Genomic DNA, 15,509 nt, shown 5'->3' on the forward strand with positions numbered 1-15,509 from the left:
CCACCGCGCTGCCGACCTCCCACAGGATGATGTCGCGCGCGGTGTCGCCAAGGTCGCGGTTGCCCCACGGGCCGTTGCCGCGCGATCGGTATTTGCGTCGCCGCCCGCGCCCGGACAGGATCGGCAGGATGAAGAAGACGACGAGGACACCAAGCCAGATCAGCATCCCGACCGGGAAGCCCCCGTCGCTGCGGCTGCGCTGCGCGTCGGCGGCCTGCGCGGCTTCCTCGATCGCGGCGGCATCGGCCGGGCTCTTGGCGAGGTGGGCGAGGATCGCGGTGACCCCGTCGGTCACGCCCGCATCGAAATTGCCTTCCTTGAAGCGCGGGGCGATCACGTCGTTGATGACGCGGCCCGCCATGATCCCGCCGAAATAGCCGTGGAGACCGTAGCCGACCTCGATCCGCATCTTGCGCTCGGAAGGGGCGATCAGCAGCAGCAGGCCCATGTCGCGGTTGGCGCCGCCGATCCCCCACTTGTCGGTGAACAGCGTGGTCGCGTAGCTCTCGATCGAGGCCCCGCCGAGGCTCGGCACGGTGGCGACGATGATCGCGCGGCCGGTTTCCTTGTTGTAGGCGCGCAATTGCTGGTCGAGCTGCGCCTTCGTGCCGGCCGACAGGATGTTCGCCCCGTCATAGACCGGCCCGTCGGGGCGGGGGGGATAGTCCTGCGCCTGCGCAGCGACGGCGAGCCCGAACAGGCCCGCCGCCAGCAGCAGGACAAGATGGCGCAGGAAGCGGAGCGTGCGGATCACCTCAGTTGGCGGCCGGGGTGGCCGCGCCGGTGATCTGGCTCATGTCGACCTTGGGATTGGCCTTGGCCGCCTCGTCCGCCTCGAAATATTCGAGCGCCTTGGCACCGTGGATCACGTTCGCGCCGATGCTCGAAGGGAAGGTGCGGATCTCGGTGTTGTAGTCCCGCGCGAGGTCGTTGTAGCGCACGCGCTCGGTGTTGATCTGGTTGTTGGCCTCGTCGATCGCCACCATCAGGTCGGCAAAGCGCGGCTGGCTGGCGAGCTGCGGATAGTTCTCCACCACGGTGCGCAGCTGCCCGAGCGCCTGGGTGAGCTGGTTCTGCGCCTGGTTGAACTTCTGGAATTCTTCGGGGTTCGACAGGTCATCGGTGGTGATGTTGATCGAGGTGGCGCGGGCGCGCGCGTCGATCACGCCCTGGAGGATGTCCTTCTCGGAAATCGCGGCGCCCTGCACCACGGCGACGAGGTTGGGGATCTTGTCCGAGCGGTTCTGGAGCGCGCTCTCGACATTGCCCCACTGCGCCTTGGCGGCTTCCTCTTTGGTGGGCACGGAGTTGATCCCGCAGGCGGCAAGGCTCAGCGCGGCGACGGCGGCAAAGGCGCCGCGCAGCATGGTGGAAAGGCGCATTCTCTTATCCCTCCTGTGGCCGCGGACAGGGTGCGTCCGGCGGCGAGCGTTCTGTATTGCGCATATAGCACACCCCGAACCCCTTTCAAGCGGTGGACGTGGGGCTTCCGGGGGCTTGGCAAGCTGTGGGCGGCGGTGCCACAACAAGGTAAACGGCACAAGCAAAGGGGATAATCATGCTGTCGGATTTCAGGGCCTTCATCGCGCGCGGCAATGTCATCGATCTCGCGGTCGGGGTGATCATCGGGGCGGCGTTCGGGGCGATCGTCAAGTCGCTGACCGACGAGATCATCATGCCGATCGTCGGCGCGCTGGTCGGCAACATCGATTTCTCGGACCGCTATATCGTGCTGTCGGGCATGGTCGTGGAAGGCACCCCGCTCGCGGCCGCGCGGCAGGCCGGGGCCAACGTGCTGGGGATCGGGGCTTTCGTCTCGGTCGTGATCAACTTCCTGATCCTGTCCTTCATCATCTTCCTGATGGTGCGTTACGTGAGCAAGCTCACCAGCCGCCTCGCGAAGGAGGAGGAGGCGGCGGCGCCCGCCGGGCCGACCGAGATCGAGCTGCTGACCGAGATCCGCGACGCGCTGAAGAAGTAGCAGGGCGGGGGCGGCGGCAGAAGGGCGGGCGCGCCAGCCCCGGTTTGGCTCGGCTTCGACCGCTCTTCGGGGGCGTATAGCCGGGCCCAGACCCCCTCCAGCCCCCCTCTAGGCCCCCTCCAGCCTCCGCTTGCAGGGCGTGTTTCACGTGAAACATCAGGTCGCGGCGCGGCCCTTCACATTCGGGATCGCAAGCCCTATATCGGGCCTCGCCGGTTTCGGCCGGCTATGGCGATAAATTGCTGCGTGCAATAGATGCAACGGACCCGGGGGCAGTACCCGGCGGCTCCACCAGAAGCAGCGGCCTCCCGACGGGGCGCCGCATCTCCTGACGGGGCCGAACCAGGATCGACGTGTGTTGAAAAGCGTGGTTTTCGCCCGGGCTGAGTAACCCGTTAAAGGCTCAAAACCCATAAGTGCCAACGACAACGAAGCACTTGCTCTCGCCGCGTAATGTGACGGCCTAACGGCCTGAATTTACTAAGCTCAGAGCACGGTTCGGACCGAACCGGGTAACAGAATCGGAAACCGGGCGCCCGGGGGAGCGTAGCAACAGAATCCCCCACCCGATTTTCGCGACCGGCCGGTAACCTTGCGCCGTGTCCGTGCGAAAAGCCCTCCATGACCAAGCCTATCATTCGCTCGCTCGACCGGGCCGATCTCGCCCGCGTTGCCCATCTCGTTGACGCCAATGCCATGTTCCCCTCCGCAATGCTGGAGGACATGACCGCCGGATATTTTGCCGGCGATCCCTCGCAGCGCTGGATCGTCGCCGCCGATGGAGCGCCTGAGGGCGTTGCCTACACCGTGCCGGAGCCGCTCACCGAAGGCACCTGGAACACGCTGCTGATCTGCGTCGATCCCGAAGCGCACGGAAGGGGCATCGGCACCGCCCTGATGCGGCACATCGAGGCGGAGCTCGCCGCCGAGGGGGCACGCATCCTGCTGGTCGAGACCTCGGGCACGCCCGACTTCCTGCGCACCCGCGGCTTTTACGATATGCTCGGACACGACCGGGAGGCGCGGATTCGCGACTACTACTCGGTGGGTGACGACAAGGTGATCTTCCGCAAGGCTTTGACCTGATGCGCTAATCCGCGCGGACGCCCGTCCTGAGCAGTTCGACCTCTCGCTCCAGCTTCAGGCAATCGAGGATCTTCGCGCCGGCCAGAAACACAGCGCCGGTCGTGGCAAGAAACAGCAGCTTGCCGCCGAAACCCGGATAGTCGTGCAGGTAGATCATCCCGCGCATCGTCGAGCCCAGCGCAAGGGCGTAGATGATCATGAACGCCTCGATCCGCGTCTTGATCACGAACAGCCTTCCAAGCTTACGCAACATGACCTCTCCGAACGTCTCGCGACCGACCCGCATGAGTCGTTTTACCTGGTAGTAACCTTACGCCCGGCGGCGGCGGCTTGCCAAATGCGTTAACCAAGCTGTGCCAGATCGAGCGCCCCGAGCAGGGCGAGCCGTGCGGCAATCACGCTGGCCGCAAGATTTTCCGATGCAAGATCAGCGGGATCGATCTGCTCGGGCCAGTGTGCCGCGATGACACGCTCGAGAAGGTCGGCCTTGGCCTCGTCGAGGAGAAAGCGCGGATCGACCGTGGCGGGATCGCACACCACGCGCAGGCGCAGGCAAGCGGGACCGCCGCCGTTTGCCATCGACTGGCGCACGTCGACCGGGATGACATGGCGGATCGGGCCGTTCCCGGCGAGCATCGCCTCCACCCAGGCCCATACGCTTGGCGATTCGCGGCATTCCTCGGGCACGATCAGCGCCATCTCGCCCGAGGGCAGAGTAAGAAGCTGCGCGTTGAACAGGTAGGTGCGGATCGCCTCCTCGAGGCTGACCGCCGAGGAGGGCACTTCGACCACCTCGAGCGCGGGAAAGGCGGCGCGGATCGCCTCGTAGGCGCCCTGCTGGTCGGCGAAGGCCATGTCGTGAGTGAACAGCACCCGGCCATTGGCGACCGAGACCACGTCATTGTGGAAAGCCCCCGCCGCGATCGCCTCGGGGTTCTGCTCGATGAACAGGGTCCGCTCCGGAGCGAGGCCGTGGGCACGGGCGACGAGGCGGCTTGCCTGCTCGTGCTGGCGCGCGGGGAAGCGGCCTCCGGTGCGGCCGTAGACGAACACTTCGACGCCGGGTGCGTCATGCGCCTCGCACAGCCGCATGTGGTTGGCCGCGCCCTCGTCGCCGAAGGTGGGGGGCACCGCGTCGTGGACCGCGAAATGGCGCTTGTCCCCGAAGGCGATCTCCAGCTGGCGCTTCGTGTCGGGCCATTCCTGCGCGCGGTGGAGCATGGTGACGAGGTTCGCAGGGGTCAGGTGACAGCGCCCGTCCGCCGTGTCGGGGGCGGGCGAGACCGTGGCGGCATTCGCGGTCCACATCGACGAGGCCGACCACGGCGCGGCGCGCAGCTGCGGCGGTTCGGTGCCGTCGAGCGCCAGAGCCTCGGCCAGCGCAAGGTTGGGGCGGGGCAGCGGCAGGAGGAAGCCCTGCACGTCCAGCCGCGCAAGGTTGCCGCGCATCTTCGCCACGCCCTGCAAGGCCGCCGCGCGCGGATAGGAGGGATCGCCCGCATGGCCCTGGCTGGCGATATTGCCGAGGCTGAGGCCAGCATAGTTGTGCGAGGGGCCGACGATCCCGTCGAAGTTGATCTCGGTGAGCACGCCTTAAGCTCCGTTCGGTTCGAGCGAAGTCGAGAACCCGTGGCTGGCCGTGTCTCGACTTCGCTCGACACGAACGGGTGTGTTTCTACCGCGCCACACTCCACACCGCGTCACCCTCGCACACGTCGAGGAGGTCGGCGCTGGCATTGTCGATCGCGATACCGCCTTCGCCGTCGAGCACCCGCGCGCCGAAGCACGCCCGGAAGTTGCCGAGCCGCCCGGTGGCGAGGATCGCGCGCTCGCCCTCACCGACGTCGAGGCCGGTGACCCGCGCCTTGCAGGCGTCCCTGACGCTCGCGACGTTCTCGGTCCGGGCGATCATGGTCGGGCCGCCGTCGAAGATGTCGACATAGCCTTCGTAGCGGAAACCTTCCCCCTCGAGCATCCGCATCGCCGCGCGGCCCGTGGGGTGGGGGACGCCGATGACGCTGCGCGCATCCTCGTTGAGCATCGCGATGTAGACCGGGTGCTTGGGCATCAGGTCGGCGATGAACTGGTTGCCGTGGATCGCGTTGAAATAATCCGCATCCTGAAAGCTCATCCCGAAGAAGCGCCCCGCAACCCCCTCCCAGAAGGGCGATCCGCCGCGCTCGTCGATGATGCCGCGCAACTCGGCCAGGATCCGCTCGGCAAAGCGCGCACGGTGCATGGCGATGAACACGTAACGCGAGCGGGCGAGCAGAAGGCCGAGGCCCCCGGCGCGTTCGCCCGGATGGAGGAACAGTCCGCCGACCTCGCTCGACCCTTCGAGATCGGTGACGAGGCTGAGGAGCTCGGCCCTGACCGTCCGGTCAAGTTCCTGCGAATACTGGGTCAGCGTGTTGAGGCGGTAGGAATAGAACGGCCAGCGCTGGCCCACCTGGCTCATCAGCTGGCAGGTGCCGCGCACCGCGCCGGTGCGGGCGTTCTCGAGCACCAGCACGAAGAGCTCGTCGCCTACCGCATCCTCCTCGCGCGCGAAGGCGGCCTCGGCGCGTTCCAGCTTGGTGCGCAGCGCCGCGCGGTCGGGCGGCAGGTTGGTGAACCCGCCCCCGGTGAGCTTGGCCATCTCGTAGAGCGCCTCGAGGTCGGCAGGCCGGGCGGCGCGCAGGCGGAAGGTCAATTCAGGGCTCCCTCGGCAAGGCGGGTGATGACGCGGGCCGAGAGCGCAGCGCGCTCGGCGAGGCTGGGGACGATGAGGTATTCGTCCGGCGAGTGGATCGCCCCGCCGCGCACCCCCATGGTGTCGACCACCGGCACGCCGCAGGCCGCGATGTTGTTGCCGTCGCACACGCCGCCGGTCGATTGCCAGCGGATGACTTGCCCGAGCTCCGCGCCGCATTCGCGCACCAGATCGAAGAGGCGCTGCGCCTGCGCGTCGACCGCCTTGGGCGGCCGGGTGAGACCGCCGTGGCGGTGGAGCGCGACGTCGTGGGCGGCTGCGATATCCTCGAGAAGGCCGGCCAGCGCCTGCTCGAAGGCGGCGCCGGCCGCGATGGTCTTGGGCCGGATGTTGAAGCGCAGCAAAGCGTGATCGGGCACGACGTTGTTGGCCGATCCGCCCTCGAGCCTGGCGGGGTTGATGGTGATCTCGGGAGTCTCGAGGGCCTTCAGCCGCAGGATCAGGTCGGCCGCGGCGACCACGGCGTTGCGCCCTTCGTGCGGGTTCCTCCCGGCGTGGGCGCTCTTGCCGGTGAGGGTGATCGAATAGTTGCCCGTGCCGCCGCGCTCGTGCGCCAGCGTGCCGTCGGGCAGGGCGGCGGGCTCGTAGGTGAGGGCGGCGATCTTGCCCTGCGCCAGCTCTGCGATCAGCGCCGCGCTGGCGAGCGAGCCCGTCTCCTCGTCCGAATTGATGAGCACGTCGTAGCCGAGCGCGTCCGCCTTGCCGGTCGTCTCGAAGGCGATCAGCGCGTGGAGCATCACCGCGATGCCGCCCTTCATGTCCGCGACGCCAGGCCCGTTCAGCGTCTCGCCGTCCAGCCACGTCTGGTGCTGGAAGGGGTGATCGGCGGGGAAGACCGTGTCCATGTGGCCGGTCAGCAGGATGCGCCGATTGGCCTGCGGCCGCACCCGGAGCACGAGGTGCTTGCCATGCGGCTTGTCGAAGGCCGATCCGTCGGCAGCGATGGCGGTGACGGGGGCCGGCTCGACCAGTTCGACCTTGCCGGGCAGCACCGCGAAAGCCTCCGCAAGGCGCGCCGCCTGCTCGGCGAGCCCGGCGAGATTGGCGGTGCCGGTGTTGACCCTGCTCCACGCCTGGACCTGCGCCAGCATCGCGCTGGCGTCGATCGCGCCGATGATCCCCTTGCCCGTCATGGTCCCGCTCTAGCCGCCCAATCGCGCCAGTCCAACCCGTTGCAATCGCTCTTCCCCTGCGCCATAGGCGTCGCCGTCCTCTCCTCCCCAGGTTCACGCCCCAAGAGGACCCAAGCATGACTGACATGACGACCCGCACCGGCCTCGCGATTGCGTCCGGCCTCGCGACTTTCCTCGAGACCGAGGTGCTCGCCCCTCTCGGCCGCGACGCGGGCGCCTTCTGGGATGGCTTTGCCGCACTGCTGACCGAATTTGCCCCCCGCAACCGTGCGCTGCTGGCAAAACGCGAGTCGCTCCAGGCGCAGATCGACGCCTGGCATACGGAGCGCGCGGGCAAGCCCCACGATCCGGCAGCCTACAAGGCGTTCCTCACCGAGATCGGCTACCTCGTTCCCGAGCCCGGCGACTTCCAGATCGGCACGCAGAACGTCGATCCCGAGATCGCGACCATGGCCGGCCCGCAGCTGGTGGTGCCGATCCTCAACGCCCGATTCCTCCTCAACGCCGCCAACGCCCGCTGGGGGAGCCTTTACGATGCCTTCTACGGCACCGACGCGCTCGATGCGCCGCCTCCTACGCCCGGCGGCTACGACGAGGCGAGGGGCGCGGCGGTCATCGCCCGGGTGCGGGGTTTTCTTGACGAAACACTCCCGCTGGCAGGCGGGAAGAGCTGGCATCAACTTGCCGCACGCGAGGACATCCAACTTGCCGACCCGGAGCAGCTTGTTGGACATACCGACAAGGGTATTCTGTTCAAGAACAATGGCTTGCACATCGAAGTGGTGTTCGATGCGAGCACCCCGGTGGGCGCGAGCGACACAGCCGGCATTGCCGACGTCGTGATCGAGGCCGCGCTCACCACCATCGCGGACTGCGAGGATTCGGTCGCCGCGGTCGATGCCGAGGACAAGCTCCTTGCCTACACCAACTGGCTCGGCATCATCCGCGGCGATCTTCAGGAGAGCTTCGAGAAGGGCGGCCGGACGCTCACCCGCACGCTGGCGGGCGACAAGACCTACACCGATACCAAGGGCGCGCAGCACACCCTCAAGGGCCGCAGCCTGATGTTCGTGCGCAACGTCGGCCATCTCATGACCAACCCGGCGATCCGCCTGTCCGACGGCGGCGAGATCCCCGAGGGAGTCATGGATGCGGTGTTCACCAGCGCGATCAGCACGCTCGATGTCGAGGGCCACGGGCGCTTCGGCAACTCGCGCTGCGGCTCGATCTACATCGTCAAGCCCAAGATGCACGGGCCGGAAGAATGCGCCTTCACCAACGACCTGTTCGACGCGGTCGAGGACCTGCTCGGCCTGCCCCGCCACACCATCAAGGTCGGCGTGATGGACGAGGAGCGGCGCACCTCGGCGAACCTCGCCGCCTGCATTCACGCGGTGCGTGACCGGATCGTCTTCATCAACACCGGCTTCCTCGATCGGACCGGGGACGAGATCCACACCTCGATGCGCGCAGGCCCCATGCTCAGGAAGGGCGCGATGAAGGGCTCAGCGTGGCTCAAGGCCTACGAGGCGAGGAACGTGGCGATCGGCCTTGCGCACGGCCTGTCGGGCAAGGCGCAGATCGGCAAGGGCATGTGGGCCGCGCCCGACCTGATGGGCCAGATGATGGTCGAGAAGATCGGCCATCTTAAGGCGGGGGCGAACACCGCCTGGGTTCCGTCCCCCACGGCCGCGACGCTCCATGCGCTCCACTACCACCAGATCGACGTGTTCGACGTGCAGAAGCACTTGTCCGAGCCCGCCGGGCTCGACGACCTGCTGGCGATCCCGCTCGCCGAGGGCGCGAACTGGTCGGAGGAGGAAATCAGCGAGGAGCTCGACAACAATTGCCAGGGTCTGCTCGGCTACGTGGTGCGCTGGATCGACCAGGGGGTGGGGTGCTCCAAGGTGCCCGACATCAACGACGTGGGGTTGATGGAGGACCGGGCCACGCTGCGCATTTCCTCGCAGCATATCGCAAACTGGCTGCTGCACGGGGTCATAACTGAGGCGCAGGTGATGGATTCGCTGCGGCGGATGGCCGCCAAGGTCGACGCACAGAACGCGGGCGATCCACTCTACGTGCCGCTCACCGGCAACGAGGATGGTGCGGCGTTCAGCGCGGCGAAGGACCTGATCTTCAAGGGGGTGGAGCAGCCCTCGGGCTACACCGAGCCGCTGCTGCACGCCTGGCGCCTGCGCAGAAAAGCGGCTTAGCGCAGCGGATTGCCCTTGAGGTCGATCTCGCCGCGCAGCACGGCGAAGACCTGCGCGATGCGCTTGTCCTGCGTCTCGGCGCGCTTGGCCGCGGCGACCATGTAGGCGAGCGCGCGCTGCTTTCCGGGGGTGGCGTCCTCCCACAGCGCGCGCATCGCGGCATCGCGGGCAAGGGCGTCCGACAGCCGTTCGGGCACCTCGACCGCATCCTGATCGGCGATCCGGAAGCGCAACTCGACCTCGTCGCCGAGCCGCTTGCCGATCGCGGCGAGAAGCTTTTTCGAGAGCAGGATGTAATGCTCGCCCTTGACCGGGGTCAGCGCCGCCTCGATGGGGTGGTCGTCGACCTCGCCGGTGATGCGCAGCTTGGGATATTCGCCGAGCGGCAGGTCGGCCTTGACCTCGTCCGGCACGAACACGACCGTGTAGCGATAGCGCTCCGAGCCCACGTCGTGGTGGACCACTTGCGCCGTGAAGCTGTGGGGGAAATACATCGTCACGACAGCGCCTTTGCAAGCGCGACGAACTCCGCCACGCTGACCGTCTCGGCGCGGCGGGTCTCGTCGATGCCGAGGCTGCCAAGCGCCTCGAGCGCGCCGGGCACGCCCTTGAGGCTCTGGCGCAGCATCTTGCGGCGTTGACCGAAGGCGGCCTCGGTGAGGCGTTCCAGCATCCGGGCGGAAACCCCCTCGGGCATGGCGGCGGGGGTCACGTGGACGATCGCGCTCATCACCTTGGGCGGCGGGGTGAAGGCGCTGCGGTGGACCTTCATCGCAAGCCTTGCCTGGGCCCGCCACTGGGCCAGCACGGCGAGGCGGCCATAGGCATCATCCCCTGCCGAAGCGACAATCCTTTCAGCCACTTCGCGCTGAAACATGAGAGTGAGTGAGAGCCATGGCGGCGGCCAGCTCTCCCCGCCGAGCCAGCGCACGAAGAGTGCGGTGCCCACGTTGTAGGGCAGGTTCGAGAGGACGTGGAACGGCTCCCCCTGCATCAGATCGGCATGGTCGAGCTTCAGGGCATCGCCTTCGATGACAGTCAGTTGCCCGGGGAAGCTCTCGCCAAGTTCAGCAAGCGCGGGCAGGCAGCGGCGGTCCATCTCGATCGCCGTGACCCTGGCGCCCGCCCGCAGCAGCGCGCGGGTCAGCCCGCCGGGGCCGGGGCCGACCTCCAGCACCTGCTGGCCAGCGAGGCTCCCGGGAAGCGCGGCGATGCGGTCCAGCAATTGCTCGTCGAGGAGAAAATTCTGCCCCAGCGCCTTGGAGGCGGCAAGGTTGTGGCGGGCGATGACCTCGCGGAGGGGGGGGAGGCTGGGTGCGTTCACCGATCCCCCTTATCCGTTCGTGTCGAGCGAAGTCGAGACACCTCGCAGGGCCTCTCGACGTCGCCCGAGGCGAACGGAGGTCAGGATATGCCCCGCGCCTGCGCCATCCCCGCCGCCAGCCGGATCGCCGCGGCCATCGCGCCGGGGTCGGCCAGCCCCTTGCCCGCGATGTCGAAGGCGGTGCCGTGATCGGGCGAGGTGCGGATGATGGGCAGGCCGAGGGTGACGTTGACGCCCTCGTCGAAGTCGAGCGCCTTGATCGGGATGAGCGCCTGATCGTGATACATGCACAGCGCCGCATCGTAACCGTGGCGGGCGCGCGGGGTGAACAGCGCGTCGCCGGGAACGGGGCCGACTGCGGCGATCCCCTCGGCTTGCAAGGCGGCGACGGCGGGGGCGATGATCCGCGCATCCTCGTCGCCGAACTGGCCATTCTCGCCCGCGTGCGGGTTCAGCGCAGCGATCGCAAGTCTCGGCGCCACGATGTTGAAATCGCGCCGTAACCCTTCGGCCACGATGCGCGCCTTGTGGGTGATCAGCTCGGCCGAGATCAGCCCCGGGACCTCCGCCAGCGCGACATGGACCGTCAGCGGCACGGTGCGCAGCGACGGGCCGGCGAGCATCATCACCGCGTCGCGATAGGGCCGCCCGCAGGCGTCGGCGAGGAACTCGGTCTGGCCGGGGTAGTTCCAGCCGATGTCCGCGAGCGCGCTCTTGGCGATCGGCGCGGTCACCAGTCCTGCAGCGAGCCCGGAGAGCGCGAACCTCACCCCCCACTGGAGCGAGGCCAGGGCGAGGCGAGCGCCGGCTTGCGAGGGGCAACCGGGGGTCGGGAGCCCGTCCAGACCGGCGAGGACCGGCAGGCCTGCAGCAGATGCGAAAACCGCTTCGGCGGGCTCCGCGATCGGGACGATCGGACAATCGATCCCGAGCCGCTCGACGCAGGCGCGCAGCAATGCCGGACCGCCGACCACGAAGGCCTGCGGGGCGCGGCCTTCCGCCCGAAGCCGCGCCCATGCGCCGAGGATCGCCTCCGGGCCGATCCCTGCCGGATCGCCAAGCGTGATCGCGAGGGGCGCAGGCAGGCGCGTCAATTGTACTCGATATAGGCGTCGTTGCGCAGGTCGCGCAGCAGGCGCTGGGCGCGCTTGTTGACGCGCTCCTGCTCGATCTGGTCCATCACCGCCGCGAAAGTCGGGGCGCCGGCATCCTGGGGATCGTCACGCCCGCACAGCATCAGCACGCGCACGCCTTCCTGAACGCCGCCGAAGGGCGGGGTCGTCTGCCCGATCTGGAGGCTCAAGAGGATGTTGCGCAGCTGTTCGGGGAGGGTGGCGGCCTTGATCTGGTCGTTCGAGACCACCTCCGCGCCGATCTTCGCCGCACCGGCATCGACATCGCCGCAACCCTTGAGACCATCGACGAAGCGCGCGAACTCTTCGACCTTCGCCTCGGCCTGCGCCTGGGTGACGCCGGCGGGGAAGGTGATCGCGATCTGTTTCAGGCTGAGCATCGCCTCGCCCGGATCAGCCATCAGCACCTGGCGCTTGTTGATGAGGTAGAGGATCGAGAAACCGCCGGGAATCTCGATCGGGCCCTGCAGCATCCCGGGCTGCATGGCGCGCGCCGCGGTGGCGAGCTGCGGGGGGAGCTGGCCCAGGCGCACCCAGCCGAGATCGCCGCCGACCACCGCGGTCGAGGCTTCGGAATATTGCCGCGCATAGGCCACGAAGCTGCCGCCCTGTTGCAGCTGCTCCATGATCTTCTGCGCATTGGCGAGCACCTGCGCGCGGTTCTCGGTGGTGGCGGAGAGGAAGATCTCGCCGAGCCGGTATTCGTCGGTGCCCTTGGCCTCGTTCATGCGCTTCAACACGTCGTTGACCTCTTCGGCCGAGACGTTGACGAAGGGGATGACCTTGCGGCGCAGCACGTTCTCCCAGGCGACCTCGCCCTCGATCTGGCGCTTCAGCGATTCCTTGGAGGAACCGACCGAGGCGAGATAGGCGTCCATCTTCTTGGGATCGCCGCCAAAGTTCTGCGCGGCGAGCTGCTGGTAGGTCTGCTCGACCTCCTCGGGCTTGACCGGCAGCTTTTCGGCTTCGGCGGCCTGGATCTTGAGCGTCTCGTCGATCAGATTGCGCAGCACCTGCACCCGCAGGCGCAGCAGCTCGTCGCCCGAGGGCTTGGCTTCGGAGGCCGCGGTGACCAGCGCCACGCGCTGGTCGATGTCGCTGCCGGTGATGACGAAGCCGTTGACGATCGCGGTCGCGGTGCGCCGGTCAGGGTCGGCCCGGGTGATGAAAGTGGGGTCTTCGGGCAGGCCGAAGGGATTTTCGGCGGTCGGCACGGCCACCGTCTGCGCCTGCGCCGCGATCGGCGCGATCACGAGCCCGGCGGTCCCGGCCACCGCCAGCACGGTCCCGGTGCGGGCGAGGAGCGCCCTCGTCAACAGCTTCACATTCACTCTTCGTGTCCCGCCTTCATGCATTGAGGAAGAGCGCGATACGCCGCGCCTTCCGAGTGGCCGTTGCCGTTTGCCGGCTGAATGGAAGCTGAGTTCCCCGATCCCGCGAGGTTGCCCAGCGCTTCCGCAAGCCGAGCCCTTTAACCCCATTTGCCCGCCCTGCCAATCGAGCGGGCGCATTTGCCGGGTGATCGGCGCGGCCGGAGCCAGGCGTCAGCGGAACCCGAGGTTTCTGAGGGCGAAGAACACCTGGAACGCGTTGCCGCGCCGCGCGTCGCCTGCATCGATGAAGTCGCGCCGCCAGGTCGCGCCGAATTCGATGCAGTCGTCGGCATAGGCCACCCCGAACCGGGTGCGGATCGGCTGGAAGCCGTCGGGCTGGAAGATCGGGTCCTCCTCGGAACTGGTGAGGTTGAACACCCCCGATCCGAACACCGACCAGCGCCGCCCGATCGCGACCCGCCCCGCGGCGCGCAATTCCTCGCGGTCGCGCAGGTCCTCGACCGTGGCAATGTCGCGGTTCAAGCGCAAGTAGCCGAGTTCCAGATAGGTCTGCCGGGTGCCGATCGTCGCGTCGATCTCGTTGCGGCGGACCGCGAGGTTGTCCTTGTCGAGGCGGAAGCGGTGGGTGAGGCTGACGATGTTGCGGTAACGGATTTCGGTGCGGCCGACGAAATCGGTGACCTTCTCGTCGAGCCCGGTGCCTTCGGGGAACAGGCCGGGGCGGGGGCGTTCCAGCCGGAAGGACTGGCCGACGGTGGTCTTGATCCGCCAGCCGGGCCGCTGAAGCTGCCAGTCCACGCCCCAGGTGATGCGGCTGCCGTCCTCCACCCGGTCGTATCCGGGAAAGCGGTTCAGCGCGAAGAGGTTCGAATCCTCCAGATCGATCGCGCGCGCGTCCTCGTTGGGGACGGCGAGGTTGCGGATGCGCGGGGACGCGACGAATTGCAGGCGCGGCTTGAACACCTGCGTGCCGCCGAAGGCCTGGCCGGCGAAAGGCCACTCGACATCGAAGGCCGCGGTCGCGATGCCGCGTGCGGTCCAGCCTTCCGTGCCGCGATAGGTGGGGGTGGCGGTGGCGAGAATGTTCTCGGTGTTGTAGACATCGCCCCTTACCAAAGCGGTCAGCGTGACGAGCTGGCCCATCGGCGTCACCCGCTTGAGGTCCCACTGCGCGCCGGCAAAGGCGCGGCGGGTGTCCTGCCCGTCGCGGCGCAGCAACGCGAGGCTGTTGGCCTGCACCATCAGATCGCCGCCCAGCACCTTGTCGCCGATCTTCTGGCGGTAATCGATCGCGGGCAGGGCGAGCGGCACCTGCCCCTGGTCGGCGGCGAGGCGCAGGGTCTGGGTCGCCCAGCCGGCGAGCGAGAAATAGGATCGGTCGGTGATCCGCTCGAGATTGACGGTCGAGCGCAGCCGGTCGTCGCGGCTGATGTCGTAGCGCCTTAGGAAGGTGCGGTCGCTGGCAAGGCGCACCGATCCGGTGAAGCTCCAGTCGGGCGAGAACTGGAAGCGGCCGTTGGCATCGAGATAGCCGCGCGGATCGCTGCGCACGGTCTGGCCGCCGATGAAATCGGTCGCGCGGTCGGAAAAGGTGACGTAGCCGGTCGCCTGGTAGGCGCCCTTCTCAGTGAGGTGCCGCCACTTCGCGCTCGCCATCGGGGCGGCGTTGGAGAAGACGTAGGCGCCCAGCTGCAGGTCGGCATTGTCGCGCAGGCGCCAGTAATATTCGCCCGACAGCTCGAGCCCGTTGACCTGGGTAAAGCGCACGTCGGGGACCAGGAAGCCGCTCTCGGCGCCGCCGTCGGTGCGGATCGAGAGGCCGGGCAGCGGGATGAGGCGCGCGCCGAATAGCTCGAGCATCCCGCCCTCGAAGCGGACCCGGCTCTCGGCCTTCTCGTAGATCACCCGGCGTGCGGTCACGCGCCAGGTCGGCTCGCGCGGGCAGCCCTCGGCATCGACCACCGGGCAGGCGGAATAGGCGGCCTCGACGAGCACCGCGTTGCCATCGTCGCTGCGCTCGGCCGAGCGGGCGGCGAGCCGACCCCCGGCGCGCAGCGCGATCAGGAGCTCGCTCATCGCCCCGGTGTCGAACGCTTCGGTGAGTTCGACCTGATCGGTGAACAGCTGGTTGCCGACCTCGTCGACCATGCGGATGTTGCCGGTGGCGATGATCTGCCCGGTCTTGCGGTCCCACGTCACCTCGTCGGCGCGCACCGACCGGTCCTCGCTGCGCAGGATCACTTGCCCGCGCGCGGTGACGGTCTGGGTCTCGTCGTTGTAGCCGATCTCGCTCGCCTCGAAATCGATGCGGCGCGGGGCCTCGTCCTGCGCGGCGGGCGGCTGGTCCGGGGCATCCTGCGCGGCGAGCGGCGCGGCGATGCCGAACAGCGCGAGCGCGAGCGCGAGACGCGAGGCAGGGACCGGCGCCGGGAGGCGCAGGCACGGGTCCGCGACGCTGCGCGTGTCCACTGAAGAGCCTCCCGACATGGCCTTGCCTATTGCACCGCTCGGGCCTAATCGCAATCGCCATTGCGCCCCCCGCCGGCGCGG

14 protein-coding genes and 1 other RNA gene are annotated in these 15,509 nt (G+C 68.1%); 4 read left to right on the forward strand and 11 right to left on the reverse strand.

Annotated features, from left to right (window positions below; translation table 11 throughout):
- On the reverse strand, positions 1 to 754 hold a 754-nt coding region (locus tag OPU67_RS02890; RefSeq protein ID WP_267617441.1), incomplete at its 3' end, for a TPM domain-containing protein.
- Between the two features lies 1 nt (position 755).
- Positions 756 to 1,382 carry a LemA family protein gene (locus OPU67_RS02895; RefSeq protein ID WP_267617442.1) on the reverse strand — a complete coding sequence of 209 codons (627 nt, stop codon included), beginning with the start codon at positions 1,380 to 1,382 and terminating at the stop codon, positions 756 to 758.
- Positions 1,383 to 1,558: 176 nt separating this feature from the next.
- On the opposite strand from OPU67_RS02895, the gene mscL reads away from it, so the two are divergent.
- The 3 genes from mscL (at position 1,559) to OPU67_RS02910 (ending at position 3,067) form a co-directional block, all read left to right on the forward strand.
- A complete protein-coding gene (gene mscL / locus OPU67_RS02900) occupies positions 1,559 to 1,981 on the forward strand; it encodes a large conductance mechanosensitive channel protein MscL (protein ID WP_267617443.1) in 423 nt (140 codons plus the stop codon).
- 171 nt (positions 1,982 to 2,152) lie between these two features.
- Positions 2,153 to 2,511: a transfer-messenger RNA gene (gene ssrA, locus OPU67_RS02905) on the forward strand.
- 91 nt (positions 2,512 to 2,602) lie between these two features.
- Positions 2,603 to 3,067, forward strand: a complete 465-nt coding sequence (locus OPU67_RS02910; protein ID WP_267617444.1) for a GNAT family N-acetyltransferase — start codon at positions 2,603 to 2,605, stop codon at positions 3,065 to 3,067.
- 4 nt (positions 3,068 to 3,071) lie between these two features.
- Here OPU67_RS02910 and OPU67_RS02915 read toward each other — a convergent pair whose 3' ends face one another.
- The 4 genes from OPU67_RS02915 to OPU67_RS02930 all read right to left on the reverse strand — a co-directional run bounded on the left by OPU67_RS02915 (position 3,072) and on the right by OPU67_RS02930 (position 6,952).
- Positions 3,072 to 3,320, reverse strand: coding sequence for a hypothetical protein (locus tag OPU67_RS02915; protein WP_267617445.1), 249 nt, complete (start codon positions 3,318 to 3,320; stop codon positions 3,072 to 3,074).
- Positions 3,321 to 3,409: 89 nt separating this feature from the next.
- Entirely contained in the window at positions 3,410 to 4,657 is a 1,248-nt protein-coding gene (locus OPU67_RS02920) for an N-succinylarginine dihydrolase (protein ID WP_267617447.1), read from the reverse strand.
- A gap of 85 nt (positions 4,658 to 4,742) precedes the next feature.
- Positions 4,743 to 5,759, reverse strand: a complete 1,017-nt coding sequence (locus tag OPU67_RS02925) for an arginine N-succinyltransferase (RefSeq protein ID WP_267617449.1) — start codon at positions 5,757 to 5,759, stop codon at positions 4,743 to 4,745.
- Positions 5,756 to 6,952 carry a hydrolase gene (locus OPU67_RS02930; RefSeq protein WP_267617450.1) on the reverse strand — a complete coding sequence of 399 codons (1,197 nt, stop codon included), beginning with the start codon at positions 6,950 to 6,952 and terminating at the stop codon, positions 5,756 to 5,758. The genes OPU67_RS02925 and OPU67_RS02930 overlap by 4 nt, the downstream gene beginning before the upstream one ends.
- 116 nt (positions 6,953 to 7,068) lie before the next feature.
- Here OPU67_RS02930 and OPU67_RS02935 point away from each other — a divergent pair, with 116 nt between their 5' ends.
- Positions 7,069 to 9,168 (forward strand): malate synthase G, encoded by a 2,100-nt coding sequence (locus tag OPU67_RS02935; RefSeq protein WP_267617451.1) that lies wholly within the window; start codon positions 7,069 to 7,071, stop codon positions 9,166 to 9,168.
- On the opposite strand, the gene OPU67_RS02940 is transcribed toward OPU67_RS02935, so the two are convergent.
- The 5 genes from OPU67_RS02940 to OPU67_RS02960 form a co-directional block, all read right to left on the reverse strand.
- Positions 9,165 to 9,662: a YdeI/OmpD-associated family protein gene (locus OPU67_RS02940; protein WP_267617452.1), complete on the reverse strand. Its 498-nt coding sequence runs from the start codon at positions 9,660 to 9,662 to the stop codon at positions 9,165 to 9,167. The genes OPU67_RS02935 and OPU67_RS02940 overlap by 4 nt on opposite strands.
- 2 nt (positions 9,663 to 9,664) lie before the next feature.
- Positions 9,665 to 10,492 carry a 16S rRNA (adenine(1518)-N(6)/adenine(1519)-N(6))-dimethyltransferase RsmA gene (rsmA, locus tag OPU67_RS02945; RefSeq protein WP_267617453.1) on the reverse strand — a complete coding sequence of 276 codons (828 nt, stop codon included), beginning with the start codon at positions 10,490 to 10,492 and terminating at the stop codon, positions 9,665 to 9,667.
- Positions 10,493 to 10,572: 80 nt separating this feature from the next.
- Positions 10,573 to 11,577, reverse strand: coding sequence for a 4-hydroxythreonine-4-phosphate dehydrogenase PdxA (pdxA, locus tag OPU67_RS02950; RefSeq protein WP_267617647.1), 1,005 nt, complete (start codon positions 11,575 to 11,577; stop codon positions 10,573 to 10,575).
- A gap of 5 nt (positions 11,578 to 11,582) precedes the next feature.
- On the reverse strand, positions 11,583 to 12,950 hold the full coding sequence (locus tag OPU67_RS02955) for a peptidylprolyl isomerase (RefSeq protein WP_267617454.1): 1,368 nt from the start codon (positions 12,948 to 12,950) through the stop codon (positions 11,583 to 11,585).
- 219 nt (positions 12,951 to 13,169) lie between these two features.
- Entirely contained in the window at positions 13,170 to 15,446 is a 2,277-nt protein-coding gene (locus tag OPU67_RS02960) for an LPS-assembly protein LptD (protein ID WP_420708946.1), read from the reverse strand.
- Positions 15,447 to 15,509: the final 63 nt, after the last annotated feature.

It is taken from the genome of Erythrobacter sp. WG, from assembly GCF_026586795.1.
Lineage (GTDB): Bacteria > Pseudomonadota > Alphaproteobacteria > Sphingomonadales > Sphingomonadaceae > Erythrobacter.